Annotated in this window: 21 protein-coding genes and 2 tRNA genes; 20 read left to right on the top strand and 3 right to left on the bottom strand. The window is 60.5% G+C overall.

The annotated features are described in order from the left end of the window. Positions 1-98 precede the first annotated feature (98 nt). Positions 99-1,355 (bottom strand): cytochrome P450, encoded by a 1,257-nt coding sequence (locus ASD83_RS03635; RefSeq protein ID WP_056308029.1) that lies wholly within the window; start codon positions 1,353-1,355, stop codon positions 99-101. Positions 1,356-1,505: 150 nt separating this feature from the next. Here ASD83_RS03635 and ASD83_RS03630 point away from each other — a divergent pair, with 150 nt between their 5' ends. The 4 genes from ASD83_RS03630 to clpX all read left to right on the top strand — a co-directional run bounded on the left by ASD83_RS03630 (position 1,506) and on the right by clpX (position 4,588). Beyond that, entirely contained in the window at positions 1,506-1,901 is a 396-nt protein-coding gene (locus ASD83_RS03630; RefSeq protein ID WP_056308027.1) for a YciI family protein, read from the top strand. A 134-nt stretch (positions 1,902-2,035) separates the two neighbouring features. Beyond that, a complete protein-coding gene (locus tag ASD83_RS03625) occupies positions 2,036-2,263 on the top strand; it encodes a hypothetical protein (RefSeq protein WP_056308025.1) in 228 nt (75 codons plus the stop codon). 244 nt (positions 2,264-2,507) lie between these two features. Next, positions 2,508-3,137 carry an ATP-dependent Clp protease proteolytic subunit gene (locus ASD83_RS03620; protein WP_056308023.1) on the top strand — a complete coding sequence of 210 codons (630 nt, stop codon included), beginning with the start codon at positions 2,508-2,510 and terminating at the stop codon, positions 3,135-3,137. A gap of 173 nt (positions 3,138-3,310) precedes the next feature. Continuing rightward, complete coding sequence (gene clpX / locus ASD83_RS03615) at positions 3,311-4,588, top strand: ATP-dependent Clp protease ATP-binding subunit ClpX (protein ID WP_056308021.1); 1,278 nt, start codon at positions 3,311-3,313, stop codon at positions 4,586-4,588. Positions 4,589-4,786: 198 nt separating this feature from the next. Here the strand turns inward: clpX and rocF are convergent, their stop codons facing one another. Continuing rightward, a complete protein-coding gene (rocF, locus tag ASD83_RS03610; protein ID WP_056308019.1) occupies positions 4,787-5,758 on the bottom strand; it encodes an arginase in 972 nt (323 codons plus the stop codon). A 322-nt stretch (positions 5,759-6,080) separates the two neighbouring features. On the opposite strand from rocF, the gene lon reads away from it, so the two are divergent. Beyond that, positions 6,081-8,510, top strand: a complete 2,430-nt coding sequence (gene lon, locus ASD83_RS03605) for an endopeptidase La (RefSeq protein WP_413813479.1) — start codon at positions 6,081-6,083, stop codon at positions 8,508-8,510. 169 nt (positions 8,511-8,679) lie between these two features. Here the strand turns inward: lon and ASD83_RS03600 are convergent, their stop codons facing one another. Then, positions 8,680-9,315: a TetR/AcrR family transcriptional regulator C-terminal domain-containing protein gene (locus ASD83_RS03600; RefSeq protein ID WP_056308017.1), complete on the bottom strand. Its 636-nt coding sequence runs from the start codon at positions 9,313-9,315 to the stop codon at positions 8,680-8,682. A gap of 88 nt (positions 9,316-9,403) precedes the next feature. Here ASD83_RS03600 and tet(30) point away from each other — a divergent pair, with 88 nt between their 5' ends. From tet(30) to nuoF, 15 genes are all read left to right on the top strand, one after another. Then, entirely contained in the window at positions 9,404-10,588 is a 1,185-nt protein-coding gene (gene tet(30), locus ASD83_RS03595; protein ID WP_082560932.1) for a tetracycline efflux MFS transporter Tet(30), read from the top strand. 156 nt (positions 10,589-10,744) lie between these two features. Then, entirely contained in the window at positions 10,745-11,950 is a 1,206-nt protein-coding gene (gene tet, locus ASD83_RS03590) for a Tet(A)/Tet(B)/Tet(C) family tetracycline efflux MFS transporter (RefSeq protein WP_413813487.1), read from the top strand. Between the two features lie 186 nt (positions 11,951-12,136). Further along, the gene (locus ASD83_RS03585; protein WP_035079006.1) at positions 12,137-12,409 is read left to right on the top strand and encodes an HU family DNA-binding protein; all 273 of its coding nucleotides are present in this window, start codon (positions 12,137-12,139) and stop codon (positions 12,407-12,409) included. A gap of 381 nt (positions 12,410-12,790) precedes the next feature. Further along, positions 12,791-12,866: transfer RNA gene (locus ASD83_RS03580), tRNA-Val, on the top strand. A 319-nt stretch (positions 12,867-13,185) separates the two neighbouring features. Beyond that, positions 13,186-13,262: transfer RNA gene (locus ASD83_RS03575), tRNA-Asp, on the top strand. A gap of 129 nt (positions 13,263-13,391) precedes the next feature. Further along, the gene (gene msrA, locus ASD83_RS03570) at positions 13,392-14,123 is read left to right on the top strand and encodes a peptide-methionine (S)-S-oxide reductase MsrA (RefSeq protein ID WP_056308013.1); all 732 of its coding nucleotides are present in this window, start codon (positions 13,392-13,394) and stop codon (positions 14,121-14,123) included. A gap of 219 nt (positions 14,124-14,342) precedes the next feature. Further along, positions 14,343-14,891 carry an outer membrane protein gene (locus ASD83_RS03565; protein ID WP_056308011.1) on the top strand — a complete coding sequence of 183 codons (549 nt, stop codon included), beginning with the start codon at positions 14,343-14,345 and terminating at the stop codon, positions 14,889-14,891. Positions 14,892-15,268: 377 nt separating this feature from the next. After that, entirely contained in the window at positions 15,269-15,859 is a 591-nt protein-coding gene (locus tag ASD83_RS03560; RefSeq protein WP_056308009.1) for an outer membrane protein, read from the top strand. 252 nt (positions 15,860-16,111) lie between these two features. After that, complete coding sequence (locus ASD83_RS03555) at positions 16,112-16,687, top strand: outer membrane protein (RefSeq protein WP_056308006.1); 576 nt, start codon at positions 16,112-16,114, stop codon at positions 16,685-16,687. Positions 16,688-17,047: 360 nt separating this feature from the next. Then, positions 17,048-17,413, top strand: a complete 366-nt coding sequence (locus tag ASD83_RS03550; protein ID WP_056308005.1) for an NADH-quinone oxidoreductase subunit A — start codon at positions 17,048-17,050, stop codon at positions 17,411-17,413. Further along, positions 17,404-17,985 (top strand): NuoB/complex I 20 kDa subunit family protein, encoded by a 582-nt coding sequence (locus ASD83_RS03545; RefSeq protein WP_056308002.1) that lies wholly within the window; start codon positions 17,404-17,406, stop codon positions 17,983-17,985. The genes ASD83_RS03550 and ASD83_RS03545 overlap by 10 nt, the downstream gene beginning before the upstream one ends. Before the next feature lie 9 nt (positions 17,986-17,994). Continuing rightward, positions 17,995-18,633 (top strand): NADH-quinone oxidoreductase subunit C, encoded by a 639-nt coding sequence (locus ASD83_RS03540; protein WP_056308000.1) that lies wholly within the window; start codon positions 17,995-17,997, stop codon positions 18,631-18,633. Beyond that, positions 18,633-19,823 carry an NADH-quinone oxidoreductase subunit D gene (locus ASD83_RS03535; RefSeq protein WP_056307998.1) on the top strand — a complete coding sequence of 397 codons (1,191 nt, stop codon included), beginning with the start codon at positions 18,633-18,635 and terminating at the stop codon, positions 19,821-19,823. Before ASD83_RS03540 ends, ASD83_RS03535 begins: the two co-directional genes overlap by 1 nt. After that, positions 19,823-21,181, top strand: a complete 1,359-nt coding sequence (nuoE, locus tag ASD83_RS03530) for an NADH-quinone oxidoreductase subunit NuoE (RefSeq protein WP_056307996.1) — start codon at positions 19,823-19,825, stop codon at positions 21,179-21,181. The genes ASD83_RS03535 and nuoE overlap by 1 nt, the downstream gene beginning before the upstream one ends. After that, positions 21,181-22,488, top strand: a complete 1,308-nt coding sequence (gene nuoF / locus ASD83_RS03525) for an NADH-quinone oxidoreductase subunit NuoF (protein WP_056307994.1) — start codon at positions 21,181-21,183, stop codon at positions 22,486-22,488. The genes nuoE and nuoF overlap by 1 nt, the downstream gene beginning before the upstream one ends.

Genomic DNA, 22,488 nt, shown 5'->3' with positions numbered 1-22,488 from the left:
TCGCAGGGCTATGGCGGAACGTACGTTTGGGTACGTGAGCACCGGGAGCGCAGAAAACTGCCATTTGCAGACCAGCATCAGCTGAATGTCGGTTGGTCCTAGTCCCAGCGTACCATGAGCTTTTCTAGCCCATGGAAGTGGAACACATCATTGTAAAGCGGCTGCTCGGCGAGGCGTAGCTTCGGCAGCCGCTGGAACAGCACCGACATGGCCTCCTGCAATTCGATCCGCGCCAGCGGCGCGCCGATGCAGAAATGAATGCCCGCGCCAAAGCTGACATTGGCGCTATCGGTCCTGAACGGATCAAACCGTCCGGCATCGGCAAATCGGCTGGGATCGCGATTGGCCGCCCCCAGCATCAAGCCGACGACATCGCCCTTGCGCAGCGAAATGCCCTCGACCTCCATATCCATCAGTGCATAGCGCGTAAAAAGATGCAGCGGCGCATCGAAGCGCAAACACTCTTCAACGGTCGCCGCAGCCTGTTCGGGCGTCGCAAACAGCGTTTGGGGATCGAGCCCGCTTTCGAGAATCGATTTCACCCCATTGCCGGTCGTATGCACCGTCGCCTCATGCCCGGCATTGAGCAGCAGGATCGCGGTGGACATGACCTCGTCGTCGCTCAGCTTTTCGCCGCCCTGTTCGGCCGTCAGCATATGGGTGAGCAGATCTTCGCGCGGCACCCGGCGGCGCTCGGCGATCACGTCGCGCAGATAAGTCATGAAATCGGCCGAAGCCTTGTTGGCGTCGAGCTCGGCCTCATAGGTCACGCCATACATGTACATGGTGACCATGCGGTTGGACCAATTGAGCAATTGCGGCGCCGCCTCGGCCGGCAGGCCGATCATTTCGGCAATGATCACAGCGGGTAGGGGCGCCGCGAACGCCTTGATCAGGTCAACGCTCTCCGCGCCCTCGAACCCGTCGATAATCTCGTTGGCCAATTGTCGAATCCGCGGCCGCAATTGCTCCACCTGCCGCGATACGAAAGCGCGATTGACCAGCATGCGCAGCCGCGTATGGCCCGGCGGCTCGAGGTTCAGCAGCGAGTGCTTTTCGGTCAGGTCAAAATCGGCCACATGCGGCTTTGGCTCGGGTAAGCCGATCTCCTCGCGCGTCGCCACATGCAGGATTTCGCGCCCAAAGCGCTTGTCGCGCAACAGCGCCGAAACCTCCTTGAAGCCGGCAAAACACCAATGCCCATATTGCTCCCAGAAAAAGGCCGGACCGTTCGCATGCCGCTCGGCATAAAAGGTGTAAGGGTTTTGAAAAAACCTCGGGTCGCGCGGTCCGGCGCTGGCGCGGCGAATGTCGGGAACGTCGGTGATCGGCTTGACTTGGATAATAGCGGCCATGGTCGTCCGTAGGGCTTCTTTTGTCCCACCTTAGGCGGTGTCACAGGCTCTGCAAATGCCTCTGGCGGGTCCACGAAAAAAAGCTCAGAAAAATAGTCGAGCCTGTGAACCTGCATTCGTCGCGTCCCTGTCCAACCACGGAGACCGAATATGAAATTCCTCTGTCTTTTCTATTTCGCCCCCGACGCTTTCGCCGGAGTCTCGCCCGAGGAAAAGCGCCGCCTCGACGACGCGACCATCGAGCATGATCAGAAACTACGCGCCGGCGGTCATCTGCTCATCGCCTCCCCTTTAGTCGATGTCGCCACCGAACAGGTGATCGATCGCCGCCCGGTCCGCCTTACCGAAACCGACGGCCCCTTTGCCGAAGCCAAGGAAGTTGTCGGCGGCGTGGTGCTGATCGAGGCAAGGGACATGGACGAAGCAAAAATGCTCTTTTCCGATGATCCCATCGCTGCCTATTGCCGCATCCAGATTCGGGCGCTCTACGAAAACGACCGCCACAGCAAAACCGGCGAGCCGCGTCCCGAATTCAGGCCTGGATGAGGTTTTGCACCACGGGCAGGGGTGGGCGCTGGGCTTCGCCTGTCCCTGCCACATCAAATTCGCGCCGAAAATGCTTGGCAAGATCGGCCCAATGATGTCTTGAGAGCGCCAAACGCGACGAAGGAAATCCGCACGTGAGCGATATCACCGTTTCCGCAGCGATCGACGCCATCTACGCCTCGATCAAGAACGACAATGAAGACATCGACCTGCACATTGCAGCGCTCAAGGCTGCCATGGCCAAGGAAGGCGCCAAGGAAGCGGTGTTCGAGACTGCCAAGCTCGCCCAGCCCAACCGTCAGGGCCGCAAGCTCATGCAGGCCTATTTCAAGAAGAAGGGCGTTACCGTCTCATTCGCGTGATTCCCGAACGCGGCATTCACCTTAGTGTCATTGCGTGGGGGGCGGTCTATTGAAGCTGGCCCCATTGCCGCCTATTTGTGCCTTTACCGCCCGTTAAGGCGGCATAGCTGCAATCGGCCAGTCGCGCCGATTCGAAATTCACCTGCGTTTCTGCCTTGCCATGTGCGCGTTCGGGGCAGGGGACGTAGGCCAACCAACTAAGCCTGCCGTCCGCGCGACGCCGACGGGGGCCAAGGGGCAAAATATGCGGGATCCGCACGATCTTTACATGAACACGCTCGTTCCCATGGTGGTCGAGCAGTCGAACCGAGGCGAACGCGCTTTCGACATCTATTCGCGCCTGCTGCGCGAGCGCATCATCTTCGTGACCGGTGTGGTCGAGGACAATATGGCCTCGCTCATCGTCGCTCAGCTTCTGTTTCTCGAATCAGAGAACCCGAAGAAGGAAATCGCCATGTACATCAACTCGCCCGGCGGCGTGGTGACGGCTGGCCTTTCCATTTACGACACTATGCAGTTCATCCGTCCGGCCGTGGCCACCATGGTCATGGGCCAGGCTGCATCCATGGGTTCGCTGCTTCTCGCAGCCGGCGAAAAGGGCATGCGCACCTCGCTGCCGAATTCGCGCGTCATGGTCCACCAGCCTTCCGGCGGCTTCCAGGGTCAGGTCACCGACATCCTGATTCATGCCAAGGAAGTCGAGGGTTTGAAGCGTCGTCTTAATCAGATTTATGAGAAGCACACGGGCCGTACCTACGAGGAAATCGAGAACGCTCTTGAGCGCGATCGCTTCCTCAGCCCCGAAGAAGCCAAGACCTTCGGTCTGATTGATACCATCCACGAAAAGCGCGCTATCCCTGAGGCGTCTGCCTGATTTGGTCAGCGTTAAGCACATTGCTGATGCGCCGTGGACTGTGATCCCCAGGCAATTGCACACAGCCGGAACGGCCTTTAAGGTCGTTTCGGCTTAGACTTTCTTTATGTCTTCGGCGTTACGGTTTCCGATAACGCTGATTTTGGGGGCCAAAAGTCCCCGGGAGTGACTAGATGTCCAAAGAGACAACGAACGGCGAAACCTCCAAGAACACGCTGTACTGCTCGTTCTGCGGCAAGTCGCAGCATGAGGTTCGCAAGCTGATCGCCGGGCCGACCGTGTTCATCTGCGATGAATGCGTCGAACTGTGCATGGACATCATCCGCGAAGAGAACAAGACCTCCATGGTCAAGTCCTCCGATGGCGTGCCAACACCTGCCGATATCTGCAAGGTGCTGGACGATTATGTCATCGGCCAGGGTCGCGCCAAGCGCGTCCTTTCCGTGGCTGTCCACAACCACTACAAGCGCCTGCACCACGCGACCAAGAATCAGGATGTGGAGCTTTCCAAGTCCAACATTCTGCTGATCGGCCCCACGGGCTCGGGCAAGACCCTGCTCGCGCAGACGCTCGCACGCATTCTCGACGTGCCCTTTACCATGGCTGACGCCACGACCCTGACCGAAGCCGGTTATGTCGGTGAAGACGTCGAAAACATCATCCTCAAGCTGCTGCAGTCTGCCGACTACAATGTCGAAAAGGCCCAGCGCGGCATCGTCTATATCGACGAAGTCGACAAGATTTCCCGCAAGTCGGACAATCCGTCCATAACCCGTGACGTGTCGGGCGAAGGCGTGCAGCAGGCCCTGCTCAAGATCATGGAAGGCACCGTTGCCTCCGTGCCTCCGCAGGGCGGCCGCAAGCATCCGCAGCAGGAATTCCTGCAGGTCGATACGACCAACATCCTCTTCATCTGCGGTGGCGCTTTCGCTGGCCTCGAGAAGATCATTTCGGCTCGCGGTGAAGGCTCCGGCATCGGCTTCTCGGCCACCGTCAAGGATCCGCAGGATCGTCGCGTCGGCGAACTGCTCAAGGACGTTGCCCCGGAGGATCTGGTGCGCTTCGGCCTGATCCCGGAATTCATCGGTCGTCTCCCGGTCCTCGCGACCCTCGAAGACCTCGACATTCCGGCTCTGATCGAAATTCTTACGGCCCCGAAGAACGCTCTCGTTCGTCAGTACCAGCGCCTCTTCCAGATGGAAGAAGTCGAACTGACCTTCCACGAAGACGCCCTCAAGGCGATCGCCGAGAAGGCCATCGAGCGCAAGACCGGCGCCCGCGGCCTCCGCTCGATCATGGAAGCGATCCTCCTCGACACCATGTACGACCTGCCCTCGCTCGAAGGCGTGGAAGAAGTTGTGATCTCGGAAGAAGTGGTGAAGGGCAAGGACGTCCGTCCGCTCTACATCTACGCCGAGCGCCAGAAAGACGAAGAACCCGCGTCCGCTTGATGCGACATTGAGCCGAAATCAAAACGCCGGGTCCCACGACCCGGCGTTTTTGTTTTGGGCGCTCTGAGGCTTGCTTTGGCTCACGTCCCGCTCGGCGTCATTCCCGCGAAAGCGGGAATCTCTGTTTCCGGCGAAGGGAGATTCCCGCTTTCGCGGGAATGACGCGGGAGAACATGTGAGGGGAGAAGAAGGCCGCCCCTAATCCTCGCCCGTCACAAACTCCACCGGCCCCGGCTCTTCCCCCATGATTGAGCACCCGAAGAGGCTCGCGACCAGGTCCACCAGCAGCGTCGCGCTCTTGCCCCCGTGATCCAGGAACGGATTGAGCTCCACAATATCCAGCGAGCCGACGACGCCGCTGTCATGCAGCATTTCCATGATCAGATGCGCCTCCCGATAGGTGAGCCCACCCGGCACCAGCGTGCCACCACCCGGCGCTATGGCGGGATCAACCACATCCACGTCAAAGCTCACGTGCAGATGGGCATTTGCCGCCTTCGCCCGCTCGATGATCGGCTGCATCAGCCCAACCACGCCCACCTGATCGATCTTGCGCATGTCGATCACATCGACGCCGCGCGCCTGCAGCAGCTTGCGTTCCTCGCGATCGACCGAGCGGGCGCCAAAGATCGTCACATTGCGCGGCTCGATATTGCCAAGCCAATCGGCCCTGAAACTATCGTCAAATCCCGGCTCACCGCAAAGGAGCGCCAGCGGCATGCCGTGGAGATTGCCCGATGGAGACGTATCGGGTGTGTTGTAGTCGGCATGCGCATCGACCCAAAGCACATGCACCGGCTTGCCCTTTGCCGCGCTGTAACGCGAAACCGCCGATAGCGTCCCGATGGCAATGGAATGATCCCCGCCGAGAAAAAGCGGAAAGTTCCCGTCAGCGAGAATGTCGCAGCCCGCCTGGCTTGTCCGCGCCGCCAGATCGAGCACGTCGGCCTTGCGCTCTTCGGGCAATCGCCAGCTCGAAGGATTGGTGCTGATTTGCGGATACACCCGTCGAAGGTCGCCATGGTCGGCGACTGCGTGCTCAAGATCGACCAGCGCCTCAAGCAGCCCCGCCACGCGCAACGCCTCCGGCCCCATGCCGCAGCCGCGAACGGACGCTCCAGAGGCCGTCGCCACACCCAGAATGTCGATCCGTTTGGGTTTCGTTACCATTTTTTCGGTCCTCTTTCGGGGCATAGACGGATGCCGAGCATGGCACAGCTTCCTGTCATACCCAATCTATAGGGTGCGACAGCGCTGCCGAATGAGCAAAAGACAGATTCCCCTTTGTATCCAAGGCACACGCCTGTTCCTGCCTTAAGGCGCATGCCTCCTGTGCGAAGTGGTGCAATAGGTCACAAAACCGCAATGATTGACTTGCGGCGGGGGCCGTCCACCCTATTTATTAACCTGAATCGCCCAGCCTTTCAGGATTGGGCAGTCGCAATACGGGCGCGCTACTCCAATTCCTCCCGGCGCGCCCCGGAAAGGAAATATGATGTCGGACGTCAATCCCACCGGCGAAGCAAGCCGGGACCGGGTTTACCCGGTTCTTCCCCTGCGCGACATCGTGGTCTTCCCCGGAATGATCGTGCCGCTGTTTGTCGGTCGCGAAAAGTCGGTCAAGGCTCTTGAAGAGGTCATGCGCGACGACAAGCACATTCTTGTCGTGACCCAGAAGAATGCGCAGGACGATGATCCCGCTCCGGACCAGATCTATGGCACCGGCACCATCGCGACTGTGCTCCAGCTTCTGAAACTCCCCGATGGCACCGTGAAGGTGCTGGTGGAAGGCCTCAGCCGCGCGACCATCGACAATTATCTGCAGACGGAAGAATATTTCGAAGCCGAAGCGAGCCCGCTCCCCGAGCCCGAAGAAGACGCGATCGAGCTTGAAGCTCTGGCGCGCTCCGCTCAGAGCGAATTCGAAAACTACGTCAAGCTGAACAAGAAGATCTCGGCAGAGGTCGTGGCTGCGGTCGGTCAGATCGAGAGCCCGTCCAAGCTCGCCGATACCATTGCCAGCCACCTCGTCATCAAGATCCCGGAAAAGGAAGACCTGCTGTCGACCATTTCGGTCATCGAGCGCTTCCAGAAGGTGATTGGCCTGATGGAAGGCGAGATCGGCGTGCTGCAGGTGGAAAAGCGCATCCGCTCGCGCGTCAAGCGCCAGATGGAGAAGACGCAACGCGAGTACTATCTCAACGAGCAGATGAAGGCGATCCAGAAGGAACTCGGCGACGGCGAAGACGGCGCCAACGAGATCACCGAACTGGAAGAGCGCATCGCCAAGACCAAGCTTTCCAAGGAAGCGCGGGCCAAGGCCGACGGCGAAGTCAAAAAGCTCAAGGGCATGAGCCCGATGTCGGCTGAAGCCACCGTCGTGCGTAACTACCTTGATACGCTTCTAGGCCTCCCATGGGGCAAGAAGACCAAGGTCAAGCGTGATCTGGCTCTGGCCGAAAAGGTGCTGGACGAAGACCACTATGGCCTCGAAAAGGTCAAGGAACGCATCCTTGAATACCTGGCTGTGCAGGCGCGTACCGGCACGCTCAAGGGCCCGATCCTCTGCCTCGTCGGCCCTCCGGGTGTCGGCAAGACCTCGCTCGGCAAGTCGATTGCCAAGGCGACCGGCCGCGAATTCGTGCGCATGGCGCTCGGTGGCGTCCGTGACGAAGCCGAAATCCGCGGTCACCGCCGCACCTATATCGGCTCCATGCCCGGCAAGATCATCCAGTCGCTGAAGAAGGTGGGTAAATCCAACCCGCTCTTCCTGCTCGATGAAATCGACAAGATGGGCCAGGACTTCCGCGGCGATCCGTCTTCGGCTCTGCTCGAAGTGCTCGATCCCGAACAGAACAATACGTTCGCAGATCACTACCTTGAGGTCGACTATGACCTTTCGGATGTGATGTTCGTGACCACGTCGAACACGCTGAACATCCCCGGCCCGCTGATGGACCGCATGGAGATCATTCGCCTCTCGGGTTACACCGAAGAGGAGAAGCACGCGATCGCCAAGCAGCACCTGATCCCGGAAGCCGCCAAGGAAAACGGCGTCGCCCATGGCGAGTTCGTGCTCAGCGACGAGATGCTGATGAAGGTCATTCGCGGCTATACCCGCGAAGCCGGCGTCCGCAACCTCAAGCGCGAAATCTCCAAGCTGATGCGCAAAGCCGTGACGGACATCGTCCGCACCAAGACCAAGTCGATCACCATCGACGAAGAACGTCTCGCCAAATATCTCGGCGCCTCGATCTTCACGCATGGCGAAATCGAAGCCGAATCGCAGGTTGGCCTGGTGACGGGTCTTGCCTGGACTTCGGTTGGTGGCGAACTGCTGACGATCGAAGGCGTGATGACGCCGGGCAAGGGTCGCATGACCGTTACCGGTAACATCAAGGAAGTGATGAAGGAATCGCTGACGGCGGCCACGGCCTATGTCCGCTCCCGCTCGATCGACTTCGGCATCAAGCCGCCGATGTTCGATACGCGAGACATTCACGTCCACCTGCCTGAAGGCGCAACGCCCAAGGATGGTCCGTCGGCCGGCATCGGTCTTGCGACTGCCATCGTCTCCGTGATGACCGGCATTCCGGTCCGCAATGATGTCGCCATGACCGGCGAAATCACGCTGCGGGGCAGGGTGCTTCCCATCGGTGGCCTCAAGGAGAAGCTGCTCGCAGCCCTCCGCGGCGGCATCAAGACCGTGCTGATCCCCGAAGAGAACGTGAGGGATCTCGCCGAGATCCCGGATATCGTCAAGGAAGGCATGGAAATCGTGCCCGTCAGCCGCATGGACCAAGTCATCGAACGTGCCCTGGTGCGCAAGCCCGAAGCCATCGAATGGAATTTCGATGAAGCCCCGGCTGTCGCCAAGACCGACCCGGCCACCGACGATTCCACCGCAAGCGTCACGCACTGATCGACCCAATGAACTGAAAACGGCGGCCCCCGGGCCGCCGTTTTTGTTTGGGCTCATGTTGAGTTCCGGCAACCCACTGTATGTCATCCCGGCGAAGGCCGGGACCCATCCTGAGATTTGGAGATGGGCCCCGGGTCAAGCCCGGGGTGACAATCGAGGTCTTACGCCGTCACTTGGCGGCCAGGCTCAACCGCATACCTTCCACCATATACCGCAACCCCCGCTCAAACGCCTGTTCGGTGTTGATCGATCCATCCTTCTCCAGCGAGCGAAACGCCTCGGCGAGAATCGGAAATGGCGCCAGTTCGGCGTCGAGATCGCCGTCCTGGCCAACCTCTTCCTCCATCCGCTCGCGCTCGCCTTGTTCCTCGAGCACATAGCCCACCACATAGCGTGCCATGGAAATCGAAATGTGCAGCGCCTCCTCAGGCGAAAACCCTGCATCGACATAAAATTTCAGCTGTAGCTCGGCATCCGCAAAATCGGTCGTCGATGGCCGCGTTCCCGCCGCGATCCGCGCCCCATCACGCACAGCCAGCAATGTTCTCCGCATGCTGCGCGAGGTCGCATAGGTGAAATCCACCCAATCCTCGCCGGGCGAGGGCAGGCGATGCGTGTGATAGCGCACCAGCATTTCGCTGTTCATCGCATCGAGCAAGGCCGACTTGTTCCGAAAGTGCCAGTAGAGCGCCGGCTGCTGCACCCCCAGCCGTTCCGCTAGCTTTCGCGTCGTCAGCTTGTCGATACCCACCTCATTCAGCAAGGCCATGGCCTCATCGACAATACGGCCACGATCAATCGCCATGCGCAAAACCCTCTTGACTTATCAATGATAAGGGAGCTTATCGCTGATAAATTAACTTATCATCGATAAAGTACCTCTGGAGGTCCTTATGAACAAGGCCTTGATCGTCATTCTCGCGACCGTCGCCATAGATGCGATTGGCGCCGGCCTGATTTTCCCCATCCTGCCCGAGCTGCTGACCCAACTCACCGAAGGCGGCGATATCGGCTTCCTCTATGGCGCTATGCTCGCCGTCTACGCCGTCATGCAGTTCATCTTCTCGCCCATACTTGGCGCGCTTAGCGATCGCTTCGGTCGCCGCCCGGTCCTGCTGCTGTCCCTCGCCGGAACGCTGATCGACTACCTCGTCATGGCATTGACCCCGCTCGGCTGGGTCCTCGTTGTCGGCCGCGCCATGGCTGGCATCACCAGCGCCAACATGGCGGTTGCATCCGCCTACATCACCGACATCACGCCGCCCGATCAGCGCGCCCAGCGCTTCGGTCTTATCGGCGCCGTCATGAGCATGGGTTTTATCATAGGTCCCGTGATCGGTGGCGTTATGGGGGCCTGGTGGCTCCGCTCGCCTTTTCTGATCGCCGCGCTGTTTAACGGCCTCAATCTCGCCGTTGCCCTCTTCGTGCTCCCCGAAAGCCGCAAGGCCGCCGACGGTATCTTCGACTGGAAACAGCTCAACCCACTCGCGCCACTGGTCTGGCTCTGGAACTTCAAACCCCTGCTGCCCATGGTCATTGTCTCCGTGGTCTTTGGCCTGATCGCCGCCGTTCCCGGCACAATCTGGGTGCTCTACGGCGCCGAGCGTTTCGGCTGGGATTCGGTCCATATGGGGATTTCGCTGTCCGTCTTCGGCGTCAGCGGCGCCCTTGCGCAAGCCTTCCTCGTAGGCCCACTGACGAAACGCTTTGGCGATCTCGGCACTCTGATGATCGGCGTCGCCTTCGATACCCTCGCCTACACCCTCATGGCCTTCGCCTATCAAAGCTGGATGGGCTACGCCGTCGCCCCGCTCTTCGCCCTCGGCGGTGTCGCCATGCCCGCACTTCAGTCGCTGCTCACCAGCCGCGTCAGCGATGAACAGCAAGGCCAGTTGCAAGGCGTTCTCGCCAGCCTCATGAGCCTCGCCGGCATTATCGGCCCGGTCCTGACCACCGCGATCTTCTTTTCCACCAGGAGCATCTGGATCGGCACCGTCTGGATTGTCGGCGCCGCGCTCTACCTCCTCGCAACGCCACTCTTTGCCACAGTAAGACAACCCAAGCTCGCGACCGCCTAAACCACCGGCCAGTCCCTCCCTCTGCCAGGGGGAGGTTAGGTGGGGATATCCCCCTCCTGTCGAATTCTGTCAGCACCGTCCTTCATAGGAAGCTGGGGTTGTAACGGCTCCGTGAACACCCTACCTCCCTTTACCGGCTGGTGAGCTAACAGGAGCATTCCCTTGAACAAGGCCCTCGTCGTCATCCTCGCCGCCGTCATGCTCGATGCCGTGGGCATCGGCTTGATCTTTCCGATTCTCCCCGCTCTTTTGCGCGACGTCGGGCATACCTCGGATATTTCGATTCTGCTCGGCATCATGCTGGCGCTCTATTCGGCCTGCCAGTTCCTGTTTTCGCCGATTCTCGGCGTCCTCAGCGATCGCTTCGGGCGGCGCCCGGTCCTGCTGGTATCACTTGCCGGCGCCGCCATCGACTACCTCATCATGGCCTTCGCCCCGCATCTGTGGATGCTGGTCATCGGCCGCGCCATCGCCGGCGTCACCAGCGCCAACATGGCGGTTGCGACGGCCTACATCACCGACATCACCGCCGAAGAAGAGCGCGCCCAGCGCTTCGGTCTGTTCCACGCCATGTTCGGCGTCGGCTTCATCATTGGCCCTGTCATCGGCGGCATCCTTGGCGATTGGTGGCTGCATGCCCCATTCCTCGCCGCGGCCGTGCTCAACGGTATCAATTTCGCCCTGGCGCTGTTCGTCCTCCCCGAATCGAGGCCCGGCAAAGCCGATGCGCGCTTCACCTGGGAAACCCTCAATCCCTTCAAGCCACTCGCCTGGGCCTTTAATTTCAAGGCCTTGGTGCCGCTGATGGCCATCTTCCTGATCATGAATTTTGTCGGCACGGTCTATGGCACGGCCTGGGCGCAGTTCAGCGAAGATCAGTTCGCCTTTTCAGGTTTCACCATCGGCCTGTCGCTCGGCGCTTTCGGCGTGTTCCATGCACTGGCACAGGCTTTTCTTACGGGCCCCGCCGTCGCCTGGCTCGGCGAGCGCTGGGCGCTGATTGTCGGCATGGCCTTTGAAGCCGGCGCCATGCTCACCCTCGCCTTTGCCGGCCACGGCTGGCTGCTTTTCGCCATGGCGCCGCTCTTTGCCCTGGGCGGCATTGGCATGCCCGCGCTGCAATCGCTGACCACCCAGCAAGTCGATTCCGACCGCCAGGGACAGCTTCAAGGCGTGCTCGCCAGCATCGTCAGCCTTGCCTCGGTTTTCGGTCCGCTGCTGTTCAGCGCCATCTACGCTTCGGTGCGCCACGACTGGCCCGGAATGATCTGGATTGTGGCCATTGGCATCTATTGTCTCGCCCTGCCGCTCATACTCGGCATCCGAAGGGGACCCGCCACTGCAAAAAACCCGGCGGAATGATGGTGGAAAGGCCGGAAAACCTGATACTTCGGCCTTGTCGGTCCCGAATTTCCGCGTCATTAACATTCCCGTACCGTTCGACCTCGCCAAAACGGCGGAAACTCTTGCGCTTCAGCTAGAATCGACCAAGGGTTGCCGCCACCAAGCTTCGCCAGCGAGGGCGGGCATTCACTGTGAGGATACGCAATGAACAAGAACGATCTGGTTGGCGTCGTTGCCGACAAGGCTACGATCACCAAGGCTCAGGCCGCTGAGGCGGTTGACGCAGTGTTCGAAGCAATCACCGCCGCCCTTAAGTCGGGCGACGAAGTTCGTCTCGTTGGTTTCGGCACGTTCGCCGTGTCGCAGCGCAAGGCATCGACTGGCCGTAACCCGGCCACCGGCGCAGAGATCCAGATTCCGGCCTCCAATCAGGCCAAGTTCAAGCCCGGCAAGGGCCTGAAGGACGCGATCAACTAAAAGCACCGCTTTTAGCGCTTTCAAACAAACGGCCCCGAGCACTCGCTGGGGCCGTTTTGTTTTGGCTGGGGCAGGGCAGCCGGAGCCGCGCGCACGCCACGCATCCCTCCCCATCGTCACCACCGGCCGTGTCCCGGTGGTCCATTTTATCCGCAGGATGGCAGGCCTCCGCGAGATGGATTGCCGGGACAGACGCAGCAATGAGCAAAATCGAGTGGTTTTGCCAGTATGCCCGATGCCGTCTTCAGTGTGCCGCAGCCCCCGCGGAACACAAATGCCCACCCGCTTCCCACAGTCCCGCGCGCCCATCGGCAAATTGCCTGTTGACGGGTGAGGGCAGGGGCCCTAATCAGAGCGCCGTTCCAGGCCATTGTGCCGGACGGGCGATTAGCTCAGTTGGTAGAGCGTCTCGTTTACACCGAGAATGTCGGCGGTTCGAGTCCGTCATCGCCCACCAGTTTCCGTTTCCGCGCTGTCTCCGCCCCGTCGGAGAGGACGAAACGGAAAGTCAGACGCCGCAGGCTCCCAATGCCACCGGCGAAAACCGCAACCTTCTTCCATCTCAGCCATAGACGCCCCGACCGATGCCCTTCGGGAGCGCGCATGCTCGTGTTTTTGTTGAGAGAACGCGGCTTGTGACTTGATGCATAATAGTTTTCCACAGCCTCGGACGCCTCTGTGAAGTTTTTATGCCGGATGCGGAAAGGGGCGCTTGACTTAAAGAGGGGCGCTGGGTACATCAGCGTCACGTTCAGCGGGCCAAGCGGTTCGCCGATGCGGGAGTAGCTCAGTTGGTTAGAGCGCCGGCCTGTCACGCCGGAGGTCGCGGGTTCGAGCCCCGTCTCTCGCGCCACCCTTTTTCTAGGGGTGGCCACCCAAGGCGCCCATCGGGCGCCTTTTTTGTTGCTCTCTTCTTTGTGTGTAACCGATTGGATGCGGCCGCCGTATCTGCTGGTAGAATGGCCAGCAGGAAGGTGCTCCAATGTTGCCACGTTTTCCCGATTTTGCGTTCTCGCGCCGCAGCCTGCTTGGCGGAATTGCTGCCTTGTCACTTCTCGGCTTTGCGGCAAGACCCGGCGTGGTCCTTGCCCAGGAAGAGCCGGTGGTCATCCCGCCGCCCGACAAGGACCTGGTTGATTCAGCCGCCTCCGCCGTCGCCGTATTCGCGGGCGGTTGCTTCTGGGGCGTGCAGGGCGTGTTCCAGCGCGTGAAGGGTGTCACTAATGCGGTGTCGGGCTATTCCGGCGGGGCCGCCGATACCGCTACCTATGACCGGACGACCAGGGGAGACACCGGTCACGCCGAGACGGTGCAGGTGACTTATGACCCGCGGATCGTCACCTTCGGCAAGCTGCTGCAGATTTTCTTTTCCGTTGCCCACAATCCGACCCAGCTCAATTTCCAGGGCCCGGACCGCGGCACGCAATATCGCTCGACGATTTTCCCCGTAAACGAGGATCAGGCTGCCGTCGCCAAGGCCTATATCGCCCAGCTGGACGCCGCCAAGCTTTTCGCGGGCCCGATCGTCACCACGCTTGAGCCCTTCGAAGCCTTCTACCCGGCCGAGCAGTACCATCAGGATTTCCTGACGCTCAACCCGACCTGGCCCTACATCGTGCGGAACGATCTTCCCAAGATCGCGGCCCTGGAGGAACTGTTCCCGGACGTCTATCGCACCGAGCCGGTACTGGTCGGAGAACTCCCCGCCGCCTGAGCCCGGTGTGGCCCTTGGGCAACGGCGGCCCGGTGCCTTGTTTTGGCCCCGCAATGGACGGGGTGTGGCCGGATTGGCTGGCAATCTTCGCCCTCGGCCGCAAATCTCTGGTGTTGCACATCTGCATCGCCCGGCGGTCATGAAGAGCAGCAGTGGAACGCTGGGATCATTCTCCCGTTTTCCGCTCACCTGCTGGTCGTAGTGCTAAGGAGAAACGCGATGCGCTCGTCTCACAAGATCGCCCTGGCAACGCTCGCCACAGCCCTGATGTCGGGCTCGGCGTTCGCTGCCGATTTGATTACCGTGCCCACGAGCACGCCGGCCGAATTGCCGGTCTATGAGCAAGCTGCCGGCTTTGACTGGAACGGCTTCTATACCGGTGTCTATGGCGGCATCCAGAATAGCGATGTCGGCGGCATGCAATATGGTGCCGGCGTCATGGCTGGCGTGAATGCCCAGTTCGACTTCTACCTCCTCGGTGCCGAAGTTGCGGTGCAGGGCATTACCGGCGGCAATAACAATACCAGCTATGGCCAGATCCTCGGCCGCGCGGGTCTCGTCGTTTCCGATAATGTCGTGGTCTACGCGGCTGGTGGTTACGGCATCGATCTCGGCGTGCCCGAGGAAGATGACGCCCTGCTTGGCGGCGGTGTCGAACTGGCCGTCACCGACAATGTCTCGGTTCGGGCACAATACCTTCACGGTTTCCCGCTCAATGGCGGCAATCCCAAAGATCAGTTCACGGTCGGCGCCGCTTTTCATTTTTGAAATAGCGCCGCTTTTCACTTCTGACCGCTTTCCAGACACGATTCGCCCACGAAATCGGCGAATCCGGCCGAATCTCCCGAAGATGGCCCCGCAATTGTTGCGGGGCCATTTGCATTTCGGGCAACAATGTGGCAGCTTGCCGTTCAACAGCCACATTTGGGCTGGTGTCCGATCACAATTTAGGACGCTGATCCAAGGCCGAATGCGTCAATTTGTATCAAAGTGGACCAATTCCGAGGCGTAAAGGCAACACTCGGTGGTTTTGGTCATTAAAACTTATCTGCACCGCCCAATATGTGTTGGCGCGGGGTTGCCTCTTTTTCTCCCTTGAGTCATTAGTCCGGTCGACTACGGTTAACTCTATGGGAGTGCAAGATATGTTTGTACGTTCTCTCTCGCTCGGCGTTGCTGCCGCTGCACTCATGGTTGGTGGCGCTCAGGCTGCCGATCTTATCATCCCGACCACTCCTCAGCCGATCTATGAATCTGCTGGCTTCGACTGGTCCGGCCTCTATGCTGGTGTCCGCGCTGGCGGCCAGTTCGTTGGTAACACTGCTGGTCAGCAGTATGCCAACCAGGCCAACAACACCACCTACGGTGTTGTCGGTGGCGTTGTCGGCGTGAACTTCCTGCCGGCCGACCCGTTCCTGCTCGGCGCTGAAGTCACTGCTGACTACCTCTGGGGCAACAACCAGACGTCTTCGGGTGAATTCTTCGCGAACCTCCGCGCTGGCGCTGTCGTGACCGACTCGGTTCTCGTCTATGCCCTCGGCGGTGTCGGCGTTTCGACCTCCAACAACGCGACCGAAAGCGTCTACCAGCTCGGTGGTGGTGTTGAATTCGCAGTGACCGATGCGATCACCGTTCGCGGTGAACTCGTTGGTCAGGGCGACTTCTCCAACAATGGCGCTGCTGATCCGTTCTTCGAAACGGCCAAGGCAACTGTTGGCGTTTTCTACCACTTCTAAGACGATTTTATTCGCGACGGCTCAGGCCGTTGCGGACTAATCTTGCAAACCCAGGCGGCGAACCGGTATCCGGTTCGCCGTTTGCGTTTATTACCAGCGTCTTAACGCGAGCGGCGACCGGTGTTGTGGATTGGCTACACTTGTCGAAAAGCCGACACGGTTTGGGCGATGTGATGGCCGCACCCATTGCGGGCCGTCTGTGCCTCTGTCAGGTTATCGTGAGTTACCAACGAAAATCTTCGAGGGCTTCAAATGACTCTTCGTTCTCTGCTTATCGGCGTGTCGATCGCCGCTCTCGGTACCGCCGCCGCCTCGGCAGCGGACCTGATCATCCCGACCACTCCCCAGCCGATCTATGAGGCTGCCGGTTTTGATTGGGAAGGCCTCTACATCGGTGCTCGCGCCGGTGGTCAGTGGACTGGCACCAATGACTATGCCAACCACACCGTTAGCTCCACCTACGGCGTCATCGGTGCTGCCGTCGGCGTGAACTTCATCCCCGTCGATCCGTTCCTGCTCGGCGTTGAAGTCACCGGCGACTACACCTGGAACAGCGTCAACTCCGGCGGCGAATTCTTCGCCAACGTGCGCGCTGGTGCTGTCGTGACCGACGCCGCTCTCGTCTACGCCATCGGTGGCGTTGGCGTTTCGACCGCTGGTGGCGGTTCCGAAGGCGTCTACCAGCTCGGTGGTGGCGTTGAATTCGCAGTGACCGATGCGATCACCGTCCGCGGTGAACTCGTTGGTCAGGGCGACTTCTCGGCTGTCGGCCCCGACTCGTTCTTCGAGTCGGCCAAGGCAACCGTCGGCGTGTTCTACCACTTCTAAGATTTGGCTGGCGGGTCAGCCCGTCATCCCTCAATCTTTGCGAGCGGCGAGTCGGTATCGACTCGCCGTTTTCGTTTATTCACGGCACATTGAGCGGCACTTGTGCTTGGCGCGCGTTTCAAAATTCGCATTGCGCACGCCAATATTTACGCCAAACTCATCTCTCTATAGCCATAAGCTTTCACAGCCATGCGGCTTAGATATATGATTTTTCAGGTCATATTTTCTTTCCCTTGAAACCATTTAGGGGAAGGTCTAAGCCCTAGCCATCAACTGACGCGGTGGTCGGCTCGCCCCAATTGCTTGCTCGCCTCGCGGATCGCCGGGACCCTCCGACCGGCTCGAACCTTAGGCTGCCGCATGACTGACTTGCTCAGCAATTACCTGCCAATCCTTCTCTTTATCGGACTTGCTGCCGTAATCGGCGGCGCGCTTCTGGTCGCGCCGTGGTTGGTGGCATATCGCCGGCCGGATCCGGAAAAGCTCTCGGCCTTCGAAGCCGGTTTCGATGCTTTCGACGATGCGCGCATGAAGGTCGATGTCCGATTCTATCTGGTGTCGATTCTCTTCATCATTTTCGATCTCGAAGTGGCGTTCCTCTTCCCCTGGGCCGTGGCGTTCCACGATATTGGCTGGTTCGGCTTCTGGTCGGTCATGGCCTTCCTCGGCGTGCTGACCGTCGGCTTTATTTATGAATGGCGCAAAGGAGCTCTGGAATGGGATTGAGCCCCTCCAACGCGACGCTGGTGACCTCCCGTCCCACCGGCGCTCTCGATCCGGCAACCGGCAAGCCCGTTGGCGCCGACGATCCGTTCTTTGTTGGTGTGAACAACGAGCTGGCCGACAAGGGCTTTCTCGTCACCACCGTGTCGCAGCTCATCACCTGGGCACGCACCGGCTCGCTGATGTGGATGCAGACCGGTTTGGCATGCTGCGCCGTTGAGATGATGCAGATGTCGATGCCGCGTTACGATATCGAGCGCTTCGGTACTGCGCCGCGCGCTTCGCCGCGCCAGTCCGACGTTCTGATCGTCGCTGGCACGCTGACCAACAAGATGGCGCCCGCTCTGCGCAAGGTCTATGACCAGATGCCCGAGCCGCGCTATGTCATCTCCATGGGCTCCTGCGCCAATGGGGGCGGCTATTATCACTATTCCTATTCGGTGGTGCGCGGCTGCGATCGCATCCTGCCGGTGGACGTCTACGTCCCCGGCTGCCCTCCGACCGCCGAGGCGCTTCTTTACGGCATTCTCTTGCTGCAAAAGAAAATCCGCCGCGACGGCACGATCGAGCGATAGGGCCCGGCCATGACCGACACTGTTGAAACCGTCGAGCCCGTTATCGAAGTCCACCCGCTGGTCGCCCTGGGCGAGCACATTGCTGCTTCCCTCGGCGAGGCCGTCACGGGCTTTGAAAACGCCTTCGGCGATCTGACCATCACCGCAGAGCGCGATTCCATCGTCGATATCGTCACCTTCCTCCGTGACGACGCGAAATGCCGTTTCATCTCCTTTGTGGATGTGTGCGGCGCCGACTATCCCTCGCGCGAATTCCGCTTCGACGTGGTCTATCACTTCCTCAGCCCCCACCTGAACCAGCGCATCCGCGTGAAAATTCAGGCCGACGAGGCAACGCCCGTTCCCTCGATCACTGGCGTTTTTGCCGGTGCCGACTGGTTCGAGCGCGAAGCCTACGATCTCTACGGCGTGCTGTTCTCTGGGCACCCAGATCTGCGCCGCATCCTCACGGACTATGGCTTCGATGGCCATCCGCTGCGCAAGGACTTCCCGCTCACCGGCTTTGTGGAAGTGCGCTACGACGAAGAGCGCCGCCGCGTGGTCTATGAGCCGGTCGCGCTCGCCCAGGAATTCCGCTCGTTCGATTATTTGTCACCCTGGGAAGGTACGGATTACGTGCTGCCCGGTGACGAGAAGGCGAAGAACTGATGTCAGAAGTCGACGTCCGCAATTTCACGATCAACTTCGGCCCGGTTCACCCCTCGGCCCACGGCGTGCTGCGCATGATTCTCGAGCTCGATGGCGAGCTCGTTGAACGTGTCGATCCGCACGTCGGCCTGCTGCATCGCGGCACCGAAAAGCTGATCGAATACAAGACCTACCTCCAGGCGATTCCCTATTTCGATCGCCTCGATTACGTGGCCCCGATGAACCAGGAGCATGCCTTTGCCCTGGCCGTCGAGCGCATGCTCGGCATCGAAGTGCCGCGCCGTGGCCAGCTCATCCGCGTGCTTTATGCCGAAATCGGCCGTCTCCTCGCCCACCTGATGAACGTGACTACGCAGGCCATGGACATCGGCGCGCTGACCCCGCCGCTCTGGGGTTTTGAGCAGCGCGAAAAGCTCATGGTGTTCTATGAGCGCGCTTCCGGCGCCCGCATGCACGCCGCCTATTTCCGTCCCGGTGGCGTCCATCAGGACCTGCCACAAGCGCTGGTCGATGATATCGGCACCTTCTGCGACGAATTCCCCAAGGCGCTGGCCGACATCGACACCCTTCTTACCGACAACCGCATCTTCAAGCAGCGCAACGTCGATATCGGCGTCGTCCCGCTCGAAGAGGCATGGGGCAGGGGTTTTTCCGGTGTCATGGTTCGCGGCTCCGGCGCCGCCTGGGACCTGCGCAAGGCCCAGCCCTATGACGCTTATGCTGAGATGGATTTCGATATCCCGACCGGCTCCAATGGCGACTGCTACGACCGCTATCTGATCCGCATGGAAGAAATGCGGCAGGCCAACAAGATCATGAAGCAGTGCGTCGAAAAGCTGAACGCGCCTGAAGGCAAGGGCCCTGTGGCCTCGGTCGATGGCAAGGTCGTTCCGCCCAAGCGCGGTGAGATGAAGCAGTCGATGGAAGCACTGATCCATCACTTCAAGCTCTACACCGAAGGCTACAAGGTGCCCGCCGGCGAGATTTACGCCGCCGTCGAAGCGCCCAAGGGCGAGTTCGGCGTCTATGTGGTGTCCGATGGCACCAACAAGCCCTATCGCTGTCATATCCGCGCTCCGGGCTTTGCCCATTTGAGCGCTATGGATTGGCTCTGCCGCGGCCACATGCTGGCAGACGTAACGGCGATCCTCGGGTCGATTGATATTGTGTTCGGAGAGGTTGATCGCTGATGTCCGTGCGACGCCTTGCAGACGAGTCGGTTCAGCCGGCAAGTTTCGCCTTTAGTGATGCTAACCAGGCCTGGGCGGAAAAGCGCATTGCGCTTTATCCGGCTGGCCGTCAGCAATCCGCTGTTATTCCGCTGCTCATGCGTGCGCAGGATCAGGACGGCTGGGTTTCCCGCGCGACCATCGAAAAGGTCGCCGAGATGCTCGGCATGGCCTATATCCGCGTGCTCGAAGTCGCGACGTTCTACACCCAGTTCCAGCTTCAGCCCGTCGGCACCCGTGCTCACGTCCAGGTCTGCGGCACCACCCCGTGCATGCTGCGTGGGGCAGGGGAGCTGATCGAGGTCTGCAAGAGCAAGATCCATCACGATCCTCACCATCTCAACGAAGATGGCACGCTCTCGTGGGAAGAAGTCGAATGCGCCGGCGCTTGCGTCAACGCGCCGATGGTCACCATCTATCACGACACCTACGAAGACCTGACGGCCACTCGCCTCGAAGAAATCATCGATGCCTTCCACGCGGGCAAGGGCGACACCATCAAGCCCGGCACCCAGATCGAACGCCTGAATGCCGCAGCCGAAGGCGGTCAGACGACCCTTCTCGAAACGCCGACCGCCAAGCGCGAAAAGTTCGTGCCGCCTCCGGCGCCGGAAGGCACCGCACCTGCTGCCGCTCCGGCTCCTGCCGCTGCGCCGGCTCCGGCCGCCAAGGCAGCCGCGCCGACCACGGCCGCCAAGGCAGCCGCGCCGACCACGGCCGCCAAGCCCAAGGACGTTTCGGAAGAATCCGCTCCGGCTCTCAAGGGCACGCCCAAGGAAGCCAAGGTTTCCCAGGCCAAGGCCGAGGGCGAGCGCAAGGCCGCCAATGCCTCTGCCAAGGCCAATGGCAAGCCCGCCAAGGAGATGCGCGAAGACGCCGTCGGTGCTGAATCCAAGGCCGCCAAGATCGATGCGGGCAAGGCTCCGGGCAAGAAATCGGCTGAAGCGCCCGCAGGGGATGCTGCTGCCACTTCTGTGAAGAAGTCGGCCAAGAAGGTCGTCGCCGCTCCCGCCGAAGGCCTGAGCCCGACGGCCGAGACCGGCGGCCCCACGCCGATCTTCCAGAAGCAGGAAGGTCCCGCCGACGATCTCAAGCTGATCTCGGGCGTCGGTCCGGTTCTCGAAGGCAAGCTCAACGCCGTTGGCATCACCAAGTGGAGCCAGGTTGCCGCGATGACGCCGGAACAGATCGCTGCTCTTGAATCGAGCCTCAACTTCAAGGGTCGCGTTACGCGTGACAACTGGCTGCAACAGGCCGAAGTCCTCGCCCGCGGCGGGGTTGAGGAATATCGCAAGGTGTTCGGGAAGGACCCGCGCTAATGCTCGCTGATAAAGACCGCATTTTTACCAATCTCTACGGCCAGCATGACTGGCGGCTTGAAGGCGCGCGGGCGCGCGGCTCCTGGGTTGGTACGAAGGAATTTCTCGATCAGGGCCGCGATTGGATCACCAACGAGGTCAAGGGTTCTGGTCTGCGCGGCCGAGGCGGCGCCGGCTTCCCCACGGGTCTCAAGTGGAGCTTCATGCCCAAGGTCAGCGATGGCCGTCCGCATTATCTGCTTGTGAATGCTGACGAATCCGAGCCCGGCACCTGCAAGGACCGTGAAATCCTGCGCCACGATCCGCATCACCTGATCGAGGGGTGCCTCATCGCATCCCGCGCCATGGATGCGCATCTGGCCTTCATCTATGTCCGCGGTGAATTCATCCGCGAGCGTCAGCGCCTCGAGGAAGCCGTTCAGGAAGCCTACGACGCCAAGCTGATCGGCAAGGACAATATCCACGGCTGGGATCTGGACATCATCGTCCATCACGGCGCCGGCGCCTATATCTGCGGCGAAGAAACCGCGCTGATGGAATCGCTCGAAGGCAAGAAGGGCCAGCCCCGTCTCAAGCCGCCATTCCCGGCCGGCATGGGCGTCTATGGCAACCCCACCACCGTCAACAATGTCGAGTCGATCGCCGTCGTCCCGGAAATCCTGCGCCGCTCCGGCGCCTGGTTCTCCTCGATCGGCCGTCCGAACAATGTCGGCACCAAGCTGTTCATGGTCTCTGGCCATGTGAACAAGCCCGCGACCTTCGAAGAAGCTCTTGGCGAAAGCTTCAAGGACATCATCGAAAAGCATTGCGGCGGCATCCGCGGCGGCTGGGACAATCTCCTTGCCGTCATTCCGGGTGGCGCTTCGTGCCCCGTCGTGCGCGGCGAAGACATGATGGACGCCGTCATGGACTTTGATGGCCTTCGCGAGAAGAAGTCGTCCTTCGGCACCGGCGGCATGATCATTATGGATAAGTCGACCGACATCATCCGTGCCATCTGGCGCATCGCTGCTTTCTTCAAGCACGAGAGCTGCGGCCAGTGCACGCCATGCCGGGAAGGCACCGGCTGGATGATGCGCGTCATGGAGCGCATGGTCGAAGGCCGTGCCCAGAAGCGCGAAATCGACATGCTGTTCTCGGTCACCAAGCAGATCGAAGGTCACACCATTTGCGCCCTCGGCGACGCGGCCGCTTGGCCCGTTCAGGGCCTGATCCGCAACTTCCGTGATGTCATCGAAGCGCGTATCGACCAGTACACGTATTCTTCCACCAGCGACGGCGCCGTTCCGTCCATCGCTGCGGAGTAG

This window comes from Devosia sp. Root685, from assembly GCF_001427875.1.
In the GTDB taxonomy this organism is placed as follows: Bacteria; Pseudomonadota; Alphaproteobacteria; order Rhizobiales; family Devosiaceae; genus Devosia.
Note: the sequence above shows the minus strand (reverse complement) of the source record. Positions and strands in the feature narration are given on the sequence as shown.